At 24.1% G+C, this 23,912-nt stretch carries 16 protein-coding genes and 1 rRNA gene; 14 read left to right on the forward strand and 3 right to left on the reverse strand.

Translation table 4 applies throughout. The features are described 5' to 3' along the window. The first annotated feature begins 1 nt into the window (after position 1). Genes hisS through msrA form a run of 4 tightly spaced genes read left to right on the forward strand, consistent with a single transcriptional unit; the run spans position 2 to position 4,373 of the window. A complete protein-coding gene (gene hisS / locus UPA3_RS01485) occupies positions 2-1,264 on the forward strand; it encodes a histidine--tRNA ligase (protein ID WP_006688869.1) in 1,263 nt (420 codons plus the stop codon). A gap of 5 nt (positions 1,265-1,269) precedes the next feature. Further along, positions 1,270-3,006, forward strand: a complete 1,737-nt coding sequence (aspS, locus tag UPA3_RS01490) for an aspartate--tRNA ligase (protein ID WP_006688860.1) — start codon at positions 1,270-1,272, stop codon at positions 3,004-3,006. Further along, positions 2,999-3,835 (forward strand): DUF1266 domain-containing protein, encoded by an 837-nt coding sequence (locus tag UPA3_RS01495; protein ID WP_006688886.1) that lies wholly within the window; start codon positions 2,999-3,001, stop codon positions 3,833-3,835. Before aspS ends, UPA3_RS01495 begins: the two co-directional genes overlap by 8 nt. Before the next feature lie 40 nt (positions 3,836-3,875). Then, positions 3,876-4,373 carry a peptide-methionine (S)-S-oxide reductase MsrA gene (gene msrA / locus UPA3_RS01500; RefSeq protein ID WP_006688929.1) on the forward strand — a complete coding sequence of 166 codons (498 nt, stop codon included), beginning with the start codon at positions 3,876-3,878 and terminating at the stop codon, positions 4,371-4,373. Between the two features lie 35 nt (positions 4,374-4,408). On the opposite strand, the gene UPA3_RS01505 is transcribed toward msrA, so the two are convergent. Together UPA3_RS01505 and UPA3_RS01510 are read right to left on the reverse strand one after the other, a co-directional pair. Further along, a complete protein-coding gene (locus UPA3_RS01505; protein WP_006688876.1) occupies positions 4,409-4,999 on the reverse strand; it encodes a TetR/AcrR family transcriptional regulator in 591 nt (196 codons plus the stop codon). Between the two features lie 6 nt (positions 5,000-5,005). Then, on the reverse strand, positions 5,006-5,479 hold the full coding sequence (locus UPA3_RS01510; RefSeq protein ID WP_038105891.1) for a glutathione peroxidase: 474 nt from the start codon (positions 5,477-5,479) through the stop codon (positions 5,006-5,008). 336 nt (positions 5,480-5,815) lie between these two features. Between UPA3_RS01510 and UPA3_RS01515 the strand changes: the two genes are divergently transcribed. The 4 genes from UPA3_RS01515 to UPA3_RS01530 all read left to right on the forward strand — a co-directional run bounded on the left by UPA3_RS01515 (position 5,816) and on the right by UPA3_RS01530 (position 18,406). Then, positions 5,816-15,982, forward strand: a complete 10,167-nt coding sequence (locus tag UPA3_RS01515) for an SGNH/GDSL hydrolase family protein (protein ID WP_012316985.1) — start codon at positions 5,816-5,818, stop codon at positions 15,980-15,982. Between the two features lie 157 nt (positions 15,983-16,139). Further along, positions 16,140-16,979 carry a hypothetical protein gene (locus tag UPA3_RS01520; RefSeq protein WP_012317002.1) on the forward strand — a complete coding sequence of 280 codons (840 nt, stop codon included), beginning with the start codon at positions 16,140-16,142 and terminating at the stop codon, positions 16,977-16,979. Positions 16,980-16,988: 9 nt separating this feature from the next. Continuing rightward, positions 16,989-17,699: a YebC/PmpR family DNA-binding transcriptional regulator gene (locus UPA3_RS01525; RefSeq protein WP_006688835.1), complete on the forward strand. Its 711-nt coding sequence runs from the start codon at positions 16,989-16,991 to the stop codon at positions 17,697-17,699. Then, the gene (locus UPA3_RS01530) at positions 17,699-18,406 is read left to right on the forward strand and encodes a hypothetical protein (RefSeq protein ID WP_012316998.1); all 708 of its coding nucleotides are present in this window, start codon (positions 17,699-17,701) and stop codon (positions 18,404-18,406) included. Before UPA3_RS01525 ends, UPA3_RS01530 begins: the two co-directional genes overlap by 1 nt. On the opposite strand, the gene UPA3_RS01535 is transcribed toward UPA3_RS01530, so the two are convergent. Further along, positions 18,403-18,915: a Holliday junction resolvase RecU gene (locus tag UPA3_RS01535; protein WP_010891726.1), complete on the reverse strand. Its 513-nt coding sequence runs from the start codon at positions 18,913-18,915 to the stop codon at positions 18,403-18,405. The genes UPA3_RS01530 and UPA3_RS01535 overlap by 4 nt on opposite strands. Before the next feature lie 142 nt (positions 18,916-19,057). On the opposite strand from UPA3_RS01535, the gene efp reads away from it, so the two are divergent. The 6 genes from efp (at position 19,058) to UPA3_RS01565 (ending at position 23,779) form a co-directional block, all read left to right on the forward strand. Continuing rightward, a complete protein-coding gene (gene efp, locus UPA3_RS01540) occupies positions 19,058-19,624 on the forward strand; it encodes an elongation factor P (RefSeq protein WP_006688853.1) in 567 nt (188 codons plus the stop codon). 2 nt (positions 19,625-19,626) lie between these two features. After that, a complete protein-coding gene (locus UPA3_RS01545; RefSeq protein WP_006688898.1) occupies positions 19,627-19,929 on the forward strand; it encodes a hypothetical protein in 303 nt (100 codons plus the stop codon). A gap of 2 nt (positions 19,930-19,931) precedes the next feature. Continuing rightward, the gene (locus UPA3_RS01550) at positions 19,932-20,315 is read left to right on the forward strand and encodes a transcription antitermination protein NusB (protein ID WP_006688871.1); all 384 of its coding nucleotides are present in this window, start codon (positions 19,932-19,934) and stop codon (positions 20,313-20,315) included. A 5-nt stretch (positions 20,316-20,320) separates the two neighbouring features. Next, positions 20,321-21,025 (forward strand): RsmE family RNA methyltransferase, encoded by a 705-nt coding sequence (locus UPA3_RS01555; protein ID WP_006688937.1) that lies wholly within the window; start codon positions 20,321-20,323, stop codon positions 21,023-21,025. Between the two features lie 26 nt (positions 21,026-21,051). Continuing rightward, positions 21,052-21,999 (forward strand): hypothetical protein, encoded by a 948-nt coding sequence (locus UPA3_RS01560; RefSeq protein ID WP_012317001.1) that lies wholly within the window; start codon positions 21,052-21,054, stop codon positions 21,997-21,999. Positions 22,000-22,262: 263 nt separating this feature from the next. Beyond that, positions 22,263-23,779: ribosomal RNA gene (locus UPA3_RS01565) — 16S ribosomal RNA — on the forward strand. Positions 23,780-23,912: the final 133 nt, after the last annotated feature.

A 23,912-nucleotide genomic window follows, 5' to 3' on the forward strand; every position in this document is an offset into this window, starting at 1 on the left:
TATGATTAATTACAGTAAACCACGAGGTACTATAGATTTATATAATAAAGAAATGAATGATTTTAAATTACTTGAAAATTTTTTATTATCAACTACTAAAAGATATGGCTTTCAGCAAATTAAAACACCTGTTTTTGAATTTGCAGAACTCTTTATGAAATCAGCTGGTGAAAGTTCAGATTTAGTTTCAAAAGAAATGTATTTATTTAAAGATAAATCAGATCGCTGACTAGCGTTAAGACCTGAAGGAACAGCAGGTGTTATTCGTGCTGTTGTTGAGAATAAATTACTATTAAATCATCCACTACCATTAAAATTAATGTATTTTGAGCCTTGTTTTCGTTATGAACGCCCTCAAGCTGGACGTCAACGCCAATTTCATCAATTTGGTGTTGAAGTGTTGGGAACAAAAAATATTTATTATGATTTTGAATTAATTGCTTTAGCTGATACAATTTTAAAAAAATTAATGATATCTAATTATATTTTAGAAATTAATTATATCTCATCTCCTCATAATCGTTCATTATGAGTTAAAAGTTTGCAAGAATATTTTCATTTACATCGTACTGAATTAACTCCATTAAGTCAAGAACGTATTACAACCAATCCTTTGCGTATTTTAGATGATAAATTAGAATCTCAAAAACTAGTTGTAAAACAAGCTCCAAAAATTAGTCATTTTTTATCAAATGAAGAAAAAGAAGAATTTAATCTAATTAAAAAAATGCTTGATGATTATAACATTAAATATTATGTTAACGAAGGATTAGTAAGAGGTTTGGATTATTATAGTGGATTAGTATTTGAATTTATTTCAACTTCACCTAAATTATTAGGTCAATCAACAATTATAGGTGGAGGCCGATATGGTGAATTAATTAAACAAACAGGTGGCCCTAATTATGAAGGTATTGGTTTTGGTATAGGAATTGAACGTTTATTAATAGCTTTATCTGAAACCAATAAAAATATTTTAAACACTGATGATGATAAATATTTAATTGCATTTTTTGATAAAGAATTAGAGAATGAAGCTATAAAACTAACTCAAATATTACGTATCAATAATCAATTAAATGTTGACATTATCTTAAGTTCAACTAAAGCTGACAAAATTTTTAAGTTAGCACAACGTTTAAATGTAAAAAAGCTTATAATATTAGCTAAAAAAGAATGATCAGATAAAAAAATAATTTTAAAAGATTTACTTAATTTTAAACAAGATTTATTAAGTTTAGATGAAATTAAAGGAATAAGGTAATAAAAATGAAAGTTTATTGTGGTTATATTGGTGAAGAACATTTAGAAAAAAATGTTATTTTAAATGGTTGAGTAAAAAAAGTTCGTAAAATGGGTAATTTAGTTTTTGTTGACCTAAAAGATCGATTTGGAATTGTACAAATTTTTGCAACAAAAAGTGATGGTGTTTTTAATGAATTAACACAACTTTCACGTGAGGATGTAATTAATGTTGAAGGTTTAGTTTTGTTGAGAAAAAACCCTAATAATGATTTAAAAACAGGTAGATTTGAAATTCATGTCAAAAAAATACTTATTTATTCAAAAGCAAAAACACCACCATTAATTATTGAAGATGAAACTGATGCAAATGAGGAAATTCGTTTTAGATATCGTTATTTAGATTTACGTCGTGATGTTAATTTAAAAATTTTTGAATTGCGAAGTAAAGTTTACCAAGCTTTTAGAAATTACTTATATTCACAAGACTTTATTGAAACTGAAACTCCTATTTTAGCAAAACCAACGCCAGAAGGTGCACGAGATTTTTATGTGCCAACAAGAACTAGAAAATTTTATGCTTTACCACAATCACCTCAAACTTTTAAACAATTATTAATGGTTGCGGGTTTTCAAAAATATTTTCAAATTACAAAATGTTTTCGTGATGAAGATTTAAGAAGCGATCGTCAACCAGAATTTACTCAAGTTGATATAGAATTATCATTTGCTGATGAAATAGAAATTCAGACATTAATTGAAAATTTATTAAAATATGTTTTTAAACAAACCATTAATGTTGATTTAACAACTCCTTTTATGCGAATGAGTTATGAGCAAGCGATAAATGATTATGGTAGTGATAAACCAGATTTACGTTTTGATTTGAAAATTAAAACACTTAACACATATTTTGAAAATTCAAAAACATTATTTTTTCAAAAAGCACTTTTAAATAATCAAAGTATTCGTGCAATTTTAGTACCTAATATTAATTTAAATAAAAAACAAGTACAAACTCTTGAAAAGTTTGCCAAAGACAAAGGTGCTAAAGGTTTAAGTTGAATAAGTATTAAAGATGAAAAAATTATAGATGGTTCGTTATTATCAATTCAAGAAGATCATATAATTTATAAAACGATTTTTAAAGACTTTAATTTATCAACTGGATCAATTTTATTAGTTGCTGATACTTTTGATATTGCATCTCAAGCATTAGGTTTAGTACGTATAAATTTAGCATCTATTCTTAATTTAAAAAAACCCAATATTTTTAAATTTGTTTGAATTATTGATTGACCATTATATGAATATGATAATGAGGCTCAACGTTTTGTTGCTGCACACCATCCTTTCACAATGCCAACTTTAGAAACATTAAATACTTTTGATGTAAATAAAAAAGACGCTAGAGGTCGTAGTTATGATATTGTTTTAAATGGTTATGAATTAGGTGGAGGATCAGTTCGGATTATAGACCAACAAATTCAACGCCGTATGTTTAAATCAATTAATATGAGTGATGAAGAGGCTAATTTAAAATTCGGTTTTTTACTAACTGCATTCGAATATGGTGTTCCGCCACATTGTGGAATTGCTTTGGGTTTAGATCGTTTGATGATGATTTTAGTGAATAGTGAATATATTCGCGATGTTGTTGCATTTCCTAAGAATAACAACGGCGTTGATATGATGTTAGACGCACCATCTAACATGAATGATGAAGATTTAAAAGAATTAGGTTTAAAAATAAAAAATGATTAATAAAAAGATAAAGATTAACCCAAATATAACATATTTTAAACAAAAAATTTCTAATTATCATGAGCATTTGTTAGTTTGAAATGATTTATATGATAAATTAATTTCATTGACTAATAATATTATTGTTGATAAAAATAACAAAAATATTTATCATCAAAACGACAAACAAATTTTTGATTTTACTTTATGTTTATCTGGTCTTTTGTCTAAAACTTTAGGTTTAAATCATAAATCATCTTCGCTTTATTTAACAAATGATGATGAAGTAGCGCATCGTTTTAAGATTAAAGTTTTGCATAATTATTTTAATTTATATAATATTGAAGAATTTTTTACGTTTATGGATAATCAAATTCCTTTAGAAAATGCAAAAAATATTGCACGTTTAAGTTTAATTTATGATTTAAAACAACATGAAAATATTTTAAAAACTATATCGAATGAAGGTTTAGAAAATATTGATTTAGAATTTGCTTTCATTAATTTTTTAAGAGCAAAAATCTCTATTAATTTTGCCTATAGTTATGATATTTCTGAAGTAATTTTATTGTTGCGAACAGGGCTAGATTTACATTTTTTAGAAAATGAGCATTTTAGTAATCTTATACCAGTTTTTGGATTAGAAACAATTAAATATTTCAAGAATTGAAAAGAATTTTTAATTAACTATGTTATGACCGTTGCATATCATAATTTAGATATTAATGACCCTAAAAATGTTCTTTTAGCAACGCAAAAATTCTTTAATCATATTAATGAAATAATTATTGATTATGGTTTAGATAAACGTGATCAATGAATTAAAAAAATTATTCCTTTTGAAGAATAATTATAGTAAAATAAGAAAGTCAATAGAGAGAGATAAATTTATGATTAAGAGTATTTGAATTGCTGGAGGTTGTTTTTGAGGTATTCAAAAATATTTTGATAGCATTATTGGTGTTAATCATACAGTTGTTGGTTATAGTCAAGGAAACGTTATTAATCCAAGTTATGAACAAGTTTGCACTCAAACAACCAACCATACAGAAACTGTTCAAATCGATTATGATGATCGTTTTGTTAGTTTAATAAGTATTTTAGAACATCTTTATCAAATCATTGATCCTTTTAGTTTAAATAAGCAAGGCGATGATGTTGGTAGTCAATACCGTAGTGGTATTTATTATGTGGATCACGATGATGAGTTTATTATTAAAGATTTTTTATTAAAAAAACAAAATCAAACACCAAAAAAAATTATGATTGAAGTTGAAAGATTACGCAATTTTAATATTGCTGAAGAATACCATCAAAAATATTTAGATAAAAATCCTAATAGTTATTGTCATGTTGATTTATCATTATCTAAAAAAGAATTCAGATAAAAACCAGGCGTTTTTGCGTCTGGTTTTTATATTTTTTAATCATTAATATTATTACAAGATTGATATTTCTCTAATTTTTTAATAACATTATCTTTTAAAACGTTAGTTAAAAATACCGCCATATCATGAATTGATTCTTTAGCACCATTTTTTAACCATTGCATTCTAATATTACAAAAAAATCCTGTTAAATAATTAATTAAATATTTATCAATTGAATTATTTGACATATTACCTATAGCATAAAAACCACTTTCAGTGGTTAAATCAACAATTAATCCACTAAAATTATTTTTATCTAAGATTAGAAAATATTCTTTGAATTCTAAACTAATTTGTAATGAAATTTCATAAAATTTAGTAAAACCAACTTCATCAAAATTGATATTTAGGTTATTATTTATTAATTTACTTACAACTTTCCAATTATAAATATTTTTAATAAAATAATTAATAATCGAAATTTTATCACTAAAATTACGATAATATGAAGGTCGCGAAACATCTGCAACCTCAATAATTTGTGAAATTTTAATTTTGTTAAATGAATTGGTTTTCAACAAATTAAATAAAGCTGAAACAATTTTTAATTTAACTTTTGAAATTTTAATTTTTTCTACTGCCATTTATTTTTATAAATTATTTTTAATAAATTCTTCTAAATCATTTGGTTCACATTTTGATTCAAAACGTCCAATAATTTCATCATTTTTAACAAAAAATTTCTCAAAATTTCATTTTACTGCTTTTGCTTTTGGACTTCATGGATACTCAGTAATTAATTGTTTGTATAATGGAGAAATATTAGAACCTACAACATTAGTTAGATCCATTATTGGAAAAGTAACATTGTATTTTGTTGAACAAAATTCCTTTATTTTATTATTGTCATCAAATTCTTGAAACATAAATTGACGGCAAGGAAAAGCGACAATGATGAATCCTTTATTCTTATATTTTTTGTATAAATATTCTAATTGTTCATATTGTTTAGCGTATCCACATTTACTTGCTACATTAACAATTAAGACTAGTTTATTCTTAACTTTTGATCAATTAAACAATTTTTTATCGATATCTAAGACCGGATAATCACTTAATTTCATATTTAGCCTTTCCATATTTTAATGTAAAACATTGAAATTATACTCTAAATTTAACAATATTATATACTAGTTAGTTTTTGTAATATTTATTATAAAGTATAAGATGGAATCTAAGTATCTATTAAAACATTAGTTGCTTTTGATATTTAATAAAAAATATTAAAAAAAGTTATGATATTATTTTTGCTAAAATATATTAGGTAATTATTAAAAATAAAAAGATGTTTAAAGATTTTTTGTAATTTATTTACTAGATCTTTGTCTATCTTATTTTTACTATATTATTGTTTTTATAAATGTCCATTTTAAAACAAATTACGTTAGGAAGTGTTCAATATGGATAAAAAAAGTAAGAAAATTCTAGGATTAAGTGTTGCTTCAATTATTGCAGCACTTGCGATTATTGCTCCATCTACTTATTTTGGTTTACAAAAACAAGAAGAGGGTAAAAAAGATATTAATTTAGATAATGTTACGCGAAAAATACCTGGTGAAACTAAAGATGATATCAAAGTTGAAGATTTAAATAATATTAATGATCAAAATACAGATCTTAAACTTGATTTTAGTAAGGTAAGTATTAAACCCCAAACAAAAATTAATTATTTAGCGATTGGTGATTCAATCACAGCTGGTTTTAATTCAGAATTAGGTTGAGAAGCCCCAGGTCGCTATGATCCAATAACTAATAAAATTAGTGGATTAAGTTTTCCTTCATTTATTGCGCAATACATAAATAAAGTTGAACCAAATCGTTTAGCTTCTTATGAAAATTTAGGAATCACAGGATCACGCATCGAAGACTGATTATATATGTTAGGTGCTGGAAGTGATGAGTATTTTAAAAATCAAGAATATAGATTTTTTGATTTTTCTAAACAAATGGATCAACAAAAAGATAATCCTTTTAAAAACCGTTTATCAAAGTTTTTTAAAAATTTTGGTTATGATTCAAAATTAACACCAAAAAATAATCATGAAGTTAATATTAATGATTTTAATGGTTTAAAAGAGCAAATTAAAAAAGCTAATTTAATGACAATCACCTTAGGTGCTAATGATTTTTTAAGATATTTAGACATTCCAAAACTTGTTAGTTTAACAAATTTGAAAGGTAATGATTTAGAAATAAAAGTTAAAGAGTTCGAAAATAATTTACAAAAGGCATCTTTAGAAATTACAAAAAATCTAAAGAAATTAATCGCTCTTATTCGTACTTTAAATTCTAATGTATCTATTACATTAGTAAGTTATCCATTACCACTATTACGTTTACAAGATGTAATAGATAGTTCATTTAAATTAACAAATAAACGTCGTTTAAGTGATGAAATTATAAATATTCTAAATAGTGCCATTAAAAAAACATATGATTTAAATAATAATATCAACTATATCGATGCTTTTGATGAGAATGATTGAAAAGAAAACAGTTTTAATTTTGCAAAAGCAATTTTTGATATTCATCCAACTGAATTAGGATATAAACGGATGGCTCAAGATATTTTTCTAAAAATGTCTTTGGGACAAAATTACGCTCAGCAAAAAACTGCTTCTATTGCAAATGCTATTTATGATGCATGAGATAGTGAATATTTTAATAAAGATAGCGATAGTTTTAAACAACAAATTGGTTTTGCTAATAACACAAATCAAGATCTAGTAGAAAAAACTTTAGGTTCTTCAAAAGGTGCGGCATTTTGAGCGAAAACTGCTCTTGAAAATGATGAAGAATTACGTAAATCCTTTTCTAATTTTAAAAATACCTCAACAATTGTTAAAGATTGATTAATTTCAAATAAACGACGTTTTGGGAGTTTTGTTAATTTAATTACTTCAAATTTAACATCATTAGGATTAGATAAAAATGGATATATCAGTCAATTTTTATCAAAAAAAGATGCTGATAACACTAATAATTTATATAAATTAGCATCAGCTTTAGCATCAACACCATATATTGATATGGTTATTTCTGGAATTCAAAATGATTTAGATAATTTAGATTTAGATAAAAATAATATAATTGGGACACAAAATATTTCTAAAAAAATTTTATATGATGTTTTTAGAAAAAATATTATCAATGATCAGAATTTATATGAATTAATTAAAGGAATGTTTCATTCTCAGCTATTCAATGAAAATAAATCTCAAATTAAATCTTTAATAAAAGCTTTATTAAGTGATTTGGTTAGTTCCCATAAATTATTAGAAATAATTTTTGGTGAATTTGCAACTGATAATTTAAAGAATAATAATGAATTCTTAAAAAATTTACTAATAATCCAAAATAAATTAACTCAAACAAAATCACTAGATAACATTATTAATGTTTTTGTAGATGCTTTGTTTGATAATGATAATGAATATTTATTGCAGGGTCCTTTATCAAATGTTTTAGCAAAAATTGTTAAGACTAATAAAGCATTGTTAACAACTAGAATTGACAATTTATTTAATGATTTATTTAAAGATCAAACAACATTAGATGCAACTTATAACATTCTAATAAGAGTTTTAGGCCAAAATATTCCTGATTTTATAAAAACTCCGCAAGCATCTTTAATAATTAAAAAAATTTTATCAAAAGGTACAAATTTAAAATTAATAAACACTTTAAAATTAAATACGATTGATTTATTAACTGATTCAAAAACATATGCTGGCATATTTGATTCATCAGAAACTTCAATTATCAATCTTATTCAAAAATCCATCGATTTTACTTCAAAATCATTTATTAGCGATGTTTTAGATTTATTAACATCAGATAATGTTGATTTAAACGAATGAAAAGAATTTATTAAAACAATTTTAAACTCTTCAACAATTAAAAATATATTTAATTATGGTATTGTTAATTTAGTTTCTTCTAATACCACACCATTAAAAACCAGTCATTTTGATTTTAATGTTTTATTAAAAAATTTAATTGCTGTTTTAGAGGAAAAAGATTGAACAACCAACCAAAAAACAAAATTAAAAAGCCTTTTAAGAATGAGTGTTGATGAATTATTAAAAAATCCACAAACTCAAAATTTTGTTACTTCTATAGAAGATTTTATTGCTAATAAATTAGGCGATCTGGTAATTAGTGCAAATAATAGTTTACTAAAATCAAATATGTCTGATATTTGAAAACTAATCAAAGAAGTTGTTCATGACTTAATTCATAGTTCTGAATCATATGATCTAATATTTTCAATTATTAATGACTTTATTGATCATCCACAAAATTATGATAATTTAAATAATATTAATGATTTATTACCATTAATTTTAAAATCTACAAATAAAGAACTTCAAGATAAGGTTGATATATTATTTAAAAAACTTATTAACAATGAAAATATACCAAATTTAGTAGGAACATTAACAACAAATTTAATTGTCAAAAACTTCTTTGTTAAAGAATTAACAGTAGATCAAAAACAAAAGATTAATAATTTTATCACTAATATTTTGCCAACAATACCTAATTTAACTTTATATAAAGAAATCCGAAAACAAGCTTTTGAATTTTTAACAAACAATATTAATAAAATTTTAGTGGATCCTAAAAACACTTTATTAATATTAAATGATGGGATTAACAAATTATTATCAAACATATTGCCACAATTATCAACCCTGATTGAATTAATTGATAACGATAAAATTAAAGATCAAGATTTTATTGATGTTATTAAAATATTTATAGACAATTTAGATTTTAATAAATTATTTGTCAATATAAAGTCTAATAATAACCAAACAACAGATAGTACTACTTTAAATCAATTTTATTTTAAATTTAAATTAAATTTAGAACCTAAAAAATTAATTTTCGATTTAATAAAAAATCTTTTGAATTCACCAATTTTAAAAGTAAATGATAATAAAAATAATAAAATTAAGATTGAATCTAATAAAGCTAAAATTAAGTCTATTCTAACAACTAGTGTTACAAACATTTTTGAAAATTCTAATCTTATGAATTTTTTTAATAATCAATTATCACAATTATTTAGTTCAATTGATTTATTTAAAAATTTAAATTTATCAAATCAACAACGTTTAAACTTTGCTAAGGCTATTGTTGAATTATTAAATAAAGAAAAATTATTATCAAATTTAATTAATGTTTTAATAACTAACTTAATTGATCACGCTGATGAATATGCTGAAGCAACAGATTTAGCAACAATTTTATCATTAACAATAAAATATAATCAAAATGAATTAAAAAATGCGTTTGATAAATTATTAATAGGAACTTTAAAAAATGATAATCTTCAAGATTTAATTTTACGTATTTTTGTTAAATTAATTAATCCTAACAAGTCTTATGATTCAATTAGTGTAGTTTCAATTAATAAATTGAAAACATTTATATCAAAATTTGCTACAGGAATTAGTAAATTGGATTTATATCAACAATTAAAAAATTCAATATTTACAGTTTTTTCTAACAAAACAAAAATGCAACAATTATTATCAAATGATGTGAGTGTAATAAATAAAACACTACTAGAAGCATTTAACATTGACACACCAGAAAAAGTTTTGAAAATTAGTAGTTTATTAGATATTAATGAAATTGATGCTCGTGATTATGCTGATATTATTGAAATTATTTTAGTTGAAATTGGTTTTAATGTTACAAGTATTCAAAATAATGATGTTAATAATAATTTGAAAACAATTGATAAAAAAACAAATGATTTTGCTTTTCAAATTTTGAAAAAAGCTTTAAATAATGGTGTTAGTGATCAACAATTACAAAAAATTAAAAATGTTGTTAATTATTTATTAGATGATATTGTTAAAATTCATGATTCAAGTAGTTTTTTAAGAATTCAATTAGAACAATTATCACATGTTTTAGTTGATAAAATTACCGCAGTTTTACCTAAATCATTAACAATTAAACATAAATATACAAAGATTTTTTCATCGATTTTAAATAATCAAGATTTTTTACAAAAAGCCAAAACTTTATTATCAACAATTTTAAATGAACTGATTGATCATAAAGATAAATATAAAGACATTAATTCGTTTAGTGAATTAATCTCCGTATTCTTTAAAAATAAAGCTAGCGATCTAAAAACACAATTAAAAGATTTACTAAATACAATTTTAAAAAACCAAACACTAATCACTAATATTGGACAAGTAATAATAGAATCATTTAAACTAGAAAACAAAATAAGTATTCTAGATAGTGATCTTGAACAAAATACGATTTCATTTATTAATAAAATTTTTGCTCACATTACAGAATTGCCAATTTATACTAATTTAGTGGATAATTTTTTTAATTTTTTTAGTGAATATACAAAAAGTTCTGACACAAAAACATTGAATTTTAATAAATTTAAAAGTAGTTTATTCCAAGCTATCATACCTAAAATAAGTGATTTTGCATCTCTTTTAGACTTATTTAAATATAATGAAATTAGCGAACAAGAATGAAAAAGCGCAATTACATTCTTTATTGATTATTTGCCAATAAATAATTTAATAAACTCTAAAATTTTGCCTACTAATTCTTTATTATTTGTTAGAAATATTTCAATTTCAAAAACAAAACCAGAATTAAATAAAATTGAAAACATCATTTTAGATTTATTTAAAGCATTATCACAAAAAGCTAAAACATTTGATAATAATACCTTAACTAAAGCAAAAAACATTATCGAATTTACTTTTAATAAGCTTTTAACATCAAATAATATTAAAAATTTTATTAATAATCTATTATCAAATTTAAGTCCCATTAGATCTTTTTTGAAATCAATTAATGTTCAAGATAAAAAGCAAACACAACTTATTGAACATGTAATTAATTCTCTTTTAAAAGATAAACAATTACAAACAATTTTTAACGCCTTAATTGAACCTATTTTATCAAATAACAATAATTTTGATAATGTTAAAACTTTATCAGAATTTATTAGTCAGATTATTATTAAAAGTGGAGAGAAAATTAAGCCAGCTATTACTAAAATTATTAAAAATTTATTATTAGATGATGAAATACAAACATTATTATTACGTTATATTATTCCACAAATTAATACAACAAAAACATACGATAGTATTAATAATTCAGCTATTAATAAAATCAAAATTTTAATTACTAAGTTAGCAAATAATTTAGATAAGTTTAGTATGTATAATGATCTTTTAGATAGTTTATTTACAAAATTAAGCGATAAATCTATTTTAAATAAGTTATTAAATGATGATTTTTTATCAATTGGAAGTATTTTAAAAGAAATTTTTAATATAAATCAACCATCACAACTAATAAAAGTTATTGATATTTTTAGTATCAAAGACATTACTGCCCAAGATTATGTAAATGTTTTGAATGTTATCTTTAATGATATTGGTTTTAATAATCAACAAACAAAACAAAATATTACCAATGATCAAAAATACGATATTAATATTTACTTTGAATATTTAAAAGCTTTAGTTGAACATAATTTTAGTGAGTTAACTAAAACAAAATTAAAAGAAATCGTCAAATTATTCGTTAAAGATGTAATGAATGATGACCATCATAACCATTTATGAAAAAAAATGACATCGTTTATTAGTCATAAATTAAGTGATTTATTAATTAAAAAAATTCAAGTATTAACTCCACAGAAAAATGAATATCAACAATTAGTTAACAATTTATTAAATGGTATTGATTTTAAAAATGTTGTCCAAAATTTAATTGTTGAAGGCTTTGCAAAAATAATTGATCATCAACAACAATTAAAGAACTCACAAAATTTTGGAGATTTAATTCAAAAAGTTATCAATATAGATGATGTATGAATTAAAAAACAATTAAAACAACTCCTAAGTGCAATTACAAAAGACATAAATTTAACAAAAGCTACATCAACTACTATTATTAATTCGTATTTAAATTATTTTGAAATTAAAAATCTAACAGAAGAAGATAAAAGAAATTTAATTAATATCTTTGACAAAATTTTAAAGCAAATTCCTAATTTATTATATTTACAAAATATTGTTGATCAATCAGTAGATTTTTTAAAAGTAAATATTGAAGCATTAATTAATCATCAACCACTTAAAAACACAACATGAAACGATTTTATTAACAAAAATGTTACAGATATTAGTGCTTTAAGTAACTTATTAGAAATTTTTGAAACTAATGAAATTACAAATAATGAATGAAACCAATTAATTACGATTTTAATTAATCATGCACCTATTGATAAAATTGAAGAAATCATTAGAAACATAACATCAAATTCAATAATTAACAATAAAGCACAAAAACAAGATATTAAAAAACAAATTGATAAAATTTATCTACTTATTAAAAAAGTTTTACAAACACAAACCTTAAATAAAAGCCATGCCAAGACTAGTGTTGTAAAAATTAACGAAACAATTAAAACATTAATTGATTCTTTATTTGCTAATCAAGAAATTAAAACTTTAATTAGTAATACATTATCAAATTGGATTTTCAGTTCGAATTTAGCAAAAATTTTAAATGTTGACGAAGATCAAAAAAATAGTTTAATTAAACCAGTAGTTGAATTTATTATTAGTAGTAATGATTTAAAAACAATTTTAAAAACCATAACAAATAGCTTTATTTTACATGCTAGTGAATTAGCGAACACAAATTCTTTTGAAGAATTAATTGTTAAACTTATTAGTTTTGAGCAAACTAATTTAAAAAGTAATTTAAATAATTTTATTCAAAAAATACTTCAAAACGATAAAATTGATGAATTGTTAGCGCGTGTAATATTTAAACAAATTTCTCCACAAAAAAAATATGATCAAATTCAGCAAATAAATAAAGACAAAGTGGTCACTTTTATTAAGAAGCTTGGTGACAATCTGACAAAATTTGATTTATATAATAAATTACTCGATAATTTATTTAGTTCAATTACAAATCAAACAAATTTAACAAAATTATTGAGTGAACAGCAAGATAGTGTAATTAATTTTATTAAAACGATTTTTGATTTTAGTGATCCTAAACAAATTATTTCACTAATTGATGTATTAAAAGTCAACGAGATTACAAGTAATGATTATATTGAAGTTATTAAATCAATTTTAGATGAAATTGATTTTAATCATTTCTTTAATCAAGCTGTCAAAAACAGTAATCTTTCAAATTATCCATTGAATAAACATGAAAATGATAATGATAGTAAATTAGATATAAATAAGTACTATATTTATGTAAAAACATTATTTGCGCATGAAATGGATTCTACATCAAAAGAAAAATTAAAAACAATTATTGATGAACTAACAAAAAAAATTGTTGAAAATAATAATAAGGGCTTGTTGTACAATTTGGGCAATGGATTAGGTGAAAAACTAAGTAATTTAATTATTAATACATTCCCTGGGTTAACTAATTTAAAACAAAACTATAAAACACTAGTACAAAAAGTATTTACTAATCAAAACTTGTTTGAGCAAGTTCAAAATTTGATCACTTATGCAATCAATAGTTTGATTGATCATAAAAATGAATATCAAAATTGTAAAACTTTTGGTGAATTATTAACAACTTACATTAATAAGAATCAAACACAAATTATTGATAAATTAAAAGAAGCAATTAATAAAATAATCAGTGGTTCATCTTCATTAATTGATGAAATTTCAACATCATTTGCTAATACAATTAAAACATATTTTAAATTAGAAAATTTAACAGTAGAAGATATCAATAAACTAAAGTCATTTATTAATTTTGTTATCAAAAATATTTTCAATCTTGAATATGTTAATGATGGTTTAGTTAAATTAATTACGACTTTAAGTTCAAACGCCATAAAAATTGTTGATCAAAACACTAATTTTGTAACTGTTATGCAAAATGATGTTATTTCATATTTAACATCTCCGCAACAAATTGCAAAATTACTTCAAATTGTTGATTTGGATAAAAATGATGACATTTTAAATTTCTTAAAAGTTATTTTATCTCATTTGCCTCAAAACGCATATACTATTTTATTTGGTAATAAAATTAATCTTATAACAAAGAACACAAATCAAAAAACTAATAGAAGTGTAATTCAAAAATATACAATATTAGATTATGTAAAAACTATTTTAAATTCTTCTTACTTAAAAAAACAAGATACAATTGTAAAAATTAAACATATTTTTAAAGATCTTTTAGTAACTATATCTAAATCATCACAATTAAATAATTATATTGGTGAGTTGATTAGTAATACTTTCGCACAAAAACTTTCAAATCTTAGTGGTGTGGATAAACAATATAGTGAATCATTTTTAAAAGAATCATATAAATTTATTATAAGTGATGAAAAATTAATCAAGATTATTGATGAAGTAGTTAATGATTTAGTTGATCATAAAGATGAATATTTAAAAGAAATTACAAACAATAATCAACCATCAATTAATATTATTTTAAATATGTTAATTAAACGAAATGTTGATCAACAAAAAGTTGATTTTGTACCTTTTATAAAACGTTATTTAGTTATTGATTCTTCAACACAATTTATGGCTCAATACCTTTTTAAAACTTTAAAATTAGAAAATACTAATGATCAAGATGTAAAAATTGTTCAAACATTTGTAAAAGAATTAATTAATCAAATTGATCAATTAGATTTTGTAAATTTATTCATTGATAAAATATTTACTTTAATAAAAGAAAATGGACTTGATTTATTTACAAAAGAAGAGGGTATAAAAAAAGTAAATGAAGCTATGAAAACGTTTGGTTTAACTGAAACAACTAATTTATTAAAAATTGCAAAACTTGTCGAACCAAATAAAATTAAACCCCAAACCATAGGTGATCTAATTAATTTAGTATTTGAAAAATCACCATTAGCTGAAGATTTCGAAAGTATAACACAAGATAAAAATCCTTTATATTATGGTTTAAAAAATCTTAAAGAAGATAGTTTAAATGCTGTTTTATTTGCTAGTGGCAAAAAGAAAATAGGAGAAGCAGCAAAAGTTAGTGAAATTAATATGTTAGATGCTATCCAACATTTAATTAATAAATTATGATCAGCTCGTGCAGAATACGCTAAAAATCATCCTAATTTAGAATATGAACAAGATAATCCATATATGCGTTCGCTAATTCATTTAGGAATTGTGATGCAATGATATGTTCATGAAACATATTTTAGAAATGTTTCAGGTGGGCTATGATGGACTGGTTCTGATTCATTATCGGGTGAAGGACGTGTCTATTTATTGCTAAAAGCAGATATGGGATCTGAAAGTGAAAAACGAGTACGCTCAATGATTATGGGGAATCGTGGTGCAATGCTTTGAAATACACCAAAAGAGTGGAATTATAATAAAAATGATTTTTTATATATGATTACATATTGAAAATGAAGAACAAATTCACGTTTTAACGATTCTAAAGAGAAAAATAAAGCAACTTATATTTTCAAAGCTTTAAAACGCGGTTATGGTGAAAAAGTTAAAACAATGAAATAATTATAAAAATATTAGAGATTTTAAACAATCTTTAATATTTTTTTATTTTATAAAAATAATTTTGATGATATTGTATCTATTAATTTATTTTGTTAAATGTTAAAATATAATAATATTAGTCAATAAAAATAAAAAATGATTTAAGTAAATATAATTCATGCAAATTAATATTAAAAAAATAATAATAAAAATAAGCACTTTTTTAGGGTTAGGAATAATTCCTATTTTAGCAAGTTCTTGTTCTATTATTATTCCTGATTCGATTCCTTTAAAATCAAATGTTTCTTCAATTACTAATGATATTTCAAAATTAGCTAATGATTATATTGATAATCAACACAAAATTATTGAGTCTATTAATAAAAATAAAAAAATTAGTTTAACGAATGAAATGATTCAAAAAGCAAAATTTTATGCTGGATATATTTCTCGTCTGCGTTTTATTCAAAAATTAAGATATGAAATTCAAAACGAAAAAAAAACATTGAATAAAATAATTAAAGTTGTGAATGATGCTGATATTAGTACCTTATATGATTTTAAAGATAAAAATCTAACTATTTATACGAAAACATTTTATTTCCATAATTATCAATTTGTCAATGCTAATAAAAAAAATTATTTTATTTCTAAAAAAACTATTAAATCTGTTATTACAGAAAATTTATTAGATATAGGATTTACTTGAACAATTATTTATAATGATCAAACAAAAACTTATATCAGGCCAACTGATTTTATGACCAAAAATTTTATTGATTATAAAAAAAATGAAAATAAAATTGCTACTCGTTCGAAAATTTTATATGATATGATTGTTAAAAATGAATCATTAAATATTAATCATAGTGAATATGAATCTTTATTAGTCAATAATGAATGAAAAAGATATTATGAAAATATGATTAATATATTTTTATATCAATATTATAATGAAGGTATAAAAAACGATATTGATTTTTTAAATCATTTTTTATTAAAAGATGCACTAAAATAGGAGAAAGATATGCCAAGAAAACATTTAATCGCTAGTGGAATTAATAAGAAACAACAACAACAAGCTAAAATTTGAATGAAATGTGCAAAAGAAATTAAAGCTGCCGCAAAAATGGGTGGTCCTAACCCAGAGGCAAATTCGCGTTTAAAAGTTGCTATTGAACGCGCTTTAAATAATAATTTGAGTCGTGATTCAATTGAACGAAACATTAATGGTGCCAGTAAAGATATTGATAATTTAAAAGAATTAACATACGAAGGATATGGACCAAATGGATTAGCAATTATTGTTCGTGCTTTAACTGATAATGAGCAGCGGACAATATCAGCTATTCGTGGTTATTTTTCGAAATTACAAGGTCAGATTGCTAAACCTAATTCTGTTAGTATGTTGTTTAATGAATGTGGACAGTTATTAATTAATAAAGAAACTAAATCTTTAGATGAATGATTTGAAATTCTTATTGATCAAAGTATTATAGATATAAATGAAGATGATAAAATTATTGAAATATTAGTTAAGCCAGAAGATTTTAGCACAGTAAAATTAATTCTTGAAAAAAATAATGCTGATATAAAAAGTGCGGAAATCAAACTTATTCCTAATGATTTCATTAGTTTAGACGAATATGCTCGCGAACGTTTAGTACGTTTTGTAAATGCTTGTGAAAACGATGATGATATTTCATGAGTAATTACGAATTACGAAGAAGAATTATAATGTCAAATATTGATGTAAAAACTAATTTTTGAAAATTAAATCAAAAGAATAAAAAGATTTTATTTCGTGTGCTTGGATATTCTAGTTTATCAGTTACTATAATAACACCTTTAATTTATAAGATATCATATAATAAACAATACTCATTTATTACTAAAAGTATACGAGAATTAAAAACAATTGATACTAATTTTGTTTCATCTTATTCAGATTTTTATATTCTTCAGAAATCAAGTATATCTAATGACTTGTATAATTATAATTTGATTAACAATTATCATGATTTTGAAAAATTAATAAAAAACGATTTGAATTTTGATAAATATAATAGTGCTTTGATTTATGAAAAAATAAAGGTTAGTTTATTAGAGAAATATAATGAAAATTTTTTCAAAAATAACGATCTGTTATATGTTTCTTATAATTCATTAGACTCAAAATATTTTTTAACTTCAATTTTGAGTTTTGATTACAATAATTTATATTTACCATTTTTAAACACTAAATCGATTTTTAATGATGAGTATGATAATAAAAATTTTTATACAGATTCAGCTCTAAGTACTACTAAAACAGAAGTTAAATTTTTTAGTATTAATAAAAAATATAACATAAAACTTAAACAAATTAAAATTTATAGTATTGAAACGGCAAAGGATTTATTTCTATACAAAAACTATGTTCGAAAGAATAATAAACCTATTTAATCATCATAATATTTTAATTTCAAATCATTAATCATTTTTTTAAAATTAATAACACCTGGAAAAATTATTTCTAATTCAATACATTGATCCTTAAATCATTGAAAGGGAATGGATTTCCGCTTAGTTTTTTGATAATAGTTAATTAATTGTTGAAAAGTGATAATAAAATATAGATTGTAATTAATGAAACAAATAATTAAAAAAGAGAAACCTGAATTTTTATGAATTAAATACAAATGTGCTAGTTGGTGCGGTTGTATTTGTTTTATTAAAAATGAGTTTTTATTTGTTTGTTTAGCTTCAAAATCAAAATAATCACCTTTATAGAATCCGTAATAATCAGTTTCACTTTTTTGCTTGATTTTTCCTTGAACATAAGAATTATCAATATTTTTAATAATAATATCAACACACCTTTTTTTAAAAAAAGCTTGATATTGTAAATTAAACAAGCTAATTGATTTATTAATTAATACTTCAAGATGCATTCCATTGTTTTTATTATTCATCTCTAACTCCTATATTAATATAATTAGGGAAAAATAATTATTTTGTATGAATATAAAACATAATAACCTTTTAAATACATAATAATGCTAATAATTAGGTTATAATTTTATATTATTTTTGTAGAAATATGAGGTAATAATAATGGCAACAATTATTCAAGCAAAAGATTTACGTGCTGGCCACACTTTTTTATATAAAGGTAATATTTACCAAGTAATAGAAAATTCGTTTAATAAAACAGCTATGCGTGAAGGAATTGTAAAATGTAAAGTTAAAAATTTACGTACTGGTGCAATCACTATTGAAGTTTTAACTGGAGAAAAACTTGAACAAGCAGTGATTGAAAAATCAAAAATGACTTTTAGTTATGATGATGGTAGTGGTTATGTGTTTATGGATAATGATACATATGAACAAATTTCAATTCCTTACAGTCAATTAAGTTGAGAGAAAAATTTTATTGAGGAAGGTACTGAAGTAAGTGTTATGCGTTATGATGGTGAATTAATGGGTGTAAGTTTACCAGATCAATTAGTCGTAACAATTATTGAAGCAGAAGAAGCGGTTCAGGGTAATTCAGTTCAAAATGCTACAAAACGTGCATGATTAGAATCAAAATGAGAGTTTCAAGTTCCACAATTTATTAAATCTGGTGAAAAAGTGATTATTAATCCATCAAATGGTCAATATGTAGGAAGAGCTAAATAATAATGCAGTACATTACCATTAATAATACAAAATCAGGGAAGATTTTAATCTCAAAATCAAATATTAAAAAGTTTATTGAACAAAAATTTAATTTGATTGTTAATAAAAAATTTGTAATTAAGAATATCGATATTGTTCAGTATGATGAATCCCTTGTTGATATATCTATTATTATTTCATTATTTGATATTCATCAAAAAGTTGATCTTGATGAAGTAAGAGATGTACAAAATCATTTAGCTTCTTTTATTTATTCAAATTTAGGCGTTGATACTAAAAGTGTAAATATAGGGATTGATTTATAAAAATGAAAACTCAATGAGCTAAACGTGTTAAATTATTTCAATTTATCTATCATTGATTAATTACAAAAAAAAATAAACCGATAGCATTAAAATGTGCTTTAGTTGACTTTGATTTAGATCTTAATTGAATAAATGTTGGTGAATATATTTTGGATAATTATGAACAATTAACAAAAATGATTAAACCTCTTATTAGTAAAGATTGAACATTTGAACGTTTATCATATGTTGAGCAAGCTTTATTGCTAAGCGCATATGGTGAATATCTGGTTTTAAAAACTCCTAAGAAAATTATTATTGATCAAACTTTAATTACAACACATAATTATTCTAACAACGAATCATATAAGTTTATTAATGCAATTTTAGATCAATTATTAAATTAAAAATTATGCAACGTTACTTTGTTTCTAAAATTAAAGACAAAAAAGTTTATTTTTATGATTCTGATGTTCATCATATCAAGAATGTTATGCGTATGAGATTACATGATAAAGTTATTGTTATTAATAAAACAAAAGCATTTGTTGCTGAGATTATTAATCTTGAACCATTACATGCAACAATTATTAAACCATATACTCTTAATTGTGAATTAGCTACTAAAATTGATTTATTTCAAGCAAGCATTAAACCAAATAATTTTGAGTGAATTGTTCAAAAAGCATGTGAATTAGGTGTTAATAGTATTTATCAAACAATTTTTAAAAGAACTTATAATCATTCACTAATTAAAACGAATCGTATTTTAACAATTATTAAAGAAGCGTGCGAACAAGCACGACGTAATCATCTTGTTAATTATTACGCTCAATTTAGTTTTAATGAATTATTAAAATATTTAAGAGATTATGATCTAATTTTAATAGCATATGAAAATGAAAAACAAAATCTTTTAAATAATGCTTTTAAAGAAGAATTGACCTATCAAAAAATTGCTTTAGTGATTGGACCAGAAGGTGGTTTTGAACAAATGGAAATTAATTTATTAAAACAATTCGATAATGCTATTTGTATTAGTTTGACAAAAACTATTTTAAGATCAGAAACTGCAAGTCTTTATTTACTTGCAAATCTTGTTAATAAGCTTATTTAGTTTTATTTAAGAAAGGAAAAAAAAGTATGAAGCAACGATTAATAAATTATATTATTGTTTTAATTGGTATTTTATGTATTGTTAGTCTTGTCGTTGGTTTTGCCGTTTGATTTAGCCCTAATAAAAATTTTGATACGTTAACTCAAAACAAAATTGATGGTAATGAAGTTAAAAGATTATATAACCCAAACAATGGCATTTTTTTAGAACAATTAGAAGGGTTTAGTAAATATAATATTGCTGGTTATGTGGTTCCAATTGTTTTTGTTATTTTATCATTTATTTTATTATTTTTATATTATTTTTTAAATAAAAAATCACGATCTAAAGCTGATTTTCCTATTAGTGAAAAATTTTATTATCACACTTCAATTACCACTCTTTATTTAGTAGGATCCTTAATTATTATTAGTTGAATTCTTAGTTACATTGCTATTGGTATCAACTTTCGTCCTAATAATTTTAATGTTACGTTGCAAGAAGGAGATTTTTATGCGACAGATAGAGACCCTTTTTTAACATATTGAAAAGAATTAAAACCAAGTTTTTATGCAAAAAAAAGTGTTTATATTGCATTTTTAACTATTATAATTGCTTTTGCTGTTAGCATCATTGGTTTTGTAAATTATTTTTCATTAAAAATTGCCTTAGAACAAACACAAAAAGCCACTTTAGAAGTTCAAAAACAAAAAGAAGAACAAAAAAATCAATTATCAAATGGTGTATATTTTGATCAGGATTTAAATTTATTAAATGAGTATGATAAATTAGTTTTATATCAAAAAAATAATTTATCAAGTATAGTCTTTTTAGCGATTAATGACCAAGAACAAATTTTGATGCAAAAAGATCAGGTTGTAGTTAATTCTCTAAATATTGAACAAAAAGTTAAATATCGTGAACAAGCAACACGAATTGTTTTTGAGAAACAAGCTGAACATAATGATCATCTAGTAACTTCTGGAAATTTCTAAATTAATTTAATCTTAATAAAATCTCAAAAGTGGTCTAAACCACTTTTTTGTTTTATTTTTAAACAAAAAACTTGATATTTATTATTTTTTTGATTATAATCTTTTACGTACTTTTTAAGTATATAGTTAAACAATTTTAAAAAAAATAAAATATTTCTTGACATTTTAAAAAAAGTTGTTTATACTTTAATGTATTGTGTTTAAAGCTTATTAATAATTAATCACAATAAGAATGTTCTTTGAAAACTAAATAGAATCCGTCAATTTTAAAGAGTTTGATCCTGGCTCAGGATTAACGCTGGCGGCATGCCTAATACATGCAAATCGAACGAAGCCTTTTAGGCTTAGTGGTGAACGGGTGAGTAACACGTATCCAATCTACCCTTAAGTTGGGGATAACTAGTCGAAAGATTAGCTAATACCGAATAATAACATCAATATCGCATGAGAAGATGTAGAAAGTCGCTCTTTGTGGCGACGCTTTTGGATGAGGGTGCGACGTATCAGATAGTTGGTGAGGTAATGGCTCACCAAGTCAATGACGCGTAGCTGTACTGAGAGGTAGAACAGCCACAATGGGACTGAGACACGGCCCATACTCCTACGGGAGGCAGCAGTAGGGAATTTTTCACAATGGGCGCAAGCCTTATGAAGCAATGCCGCGTGAACGATGAAGGTCTTATAGATTGTAAAGTTCTTTTATATGGGAAGAAACGCTAAAATAGGAAATGATTTTAGTTTGACTGTACCATTTGAATAAGTATCGGCTAACTATGTGCCAGCAGCCGCGGTAATACATAGGATGCAAGCGTTATCCGGATTTACTGGGCGTAAAACGAGCGCAGGCGGGTTTGTAAGTTTGGTATTAAATCTAGATGCTTAACGTCTAGCTGTATCAAAAACTGTAAACCTAGAGTGTAGTAGGGAGTTGGGGAACTCCATGTGGAGCGGTAAAATGCGTAGATATATGGAAGAACACCGGTGGCGAAGGCGCCAACTTGGACTATCACTGACGCTTAGGCTCGAAAGTGTGGGGAGCAAATAGGATTAGATACCCTAGTAGTCCACACCGTAAACGATCATCATTAAATGTCGGCCCGAATGGGTCGGTGTTGTAGCTAACGCATTAAATGATGTGCCTGGGTAGTACATTCGCAAGAATGAAACTCAAACGGAATTGACGGGGACCCGCACAAGTGGTGGAGCATGTTGCTTAATTTGACAATACACGTAGAACCTTACCTAGGTTTGACATCTATTGCGATGCTATAGAAATATAGTTGAGGTTAACAATATGACAGGTGGTGCATGGTTGTCGTCAGCTCGTGTCGTGAGATGTTGGGTTAAGTCCCGCAACGAGCGCAACCCCTTTCGTTAGTTACTTTTCTAGCGATACTGCTACCGCAAGGTAGAGGAAGGTGGGGATGACGTCAAATCATCATGCCCCTTATATCTAGGGCTGCAAACGTGCTACAATGGCTAATACAAACTGCTGCAAAATCGTAAGATGAAGCGAAACAGAAAAAGTTAGTCTCAGTTCGGATAGAGGGCTGCAATTCGTCCTCTTGAAGTTGGAATCACTAGTAATCGCGAATCAGACATGTCGCGGTGAATACGTTCTCGGGTCTTGTACACACCGCCCGTCAAACTATGGGAGCTGGTAATATCTAAAACCGCAAAGCTAACCTTTTGGAGGCATGCGTCTAGGGTAGGATCGGTGACTGGAGTTAAGTCGTAACAAGGTATCCCTACGAGAACGTGGGGATGGATCACCTCCTTTCTTCGGAGTAAATTTTTAATTTACGTACTAATAAGTGTACATTTTTATTAAAATCCATATGAATATAAGCCACTTTTTTAAAAATATTTAAAAATTCATATGGTCGGATTCTATTTAGTTTTGAGAGTTTATT

Source organism: Ureaplasma parvum serovar 3 str. ATCC 27815, assembly GCF_000019345.1.
Classification (GTDB): Bacteria; Bacillota_I; Bacilli_A; order Mycoplasmatales; family Mycoplasmoidaceae; genus Ureaplasma; species Ureaplasma parvum.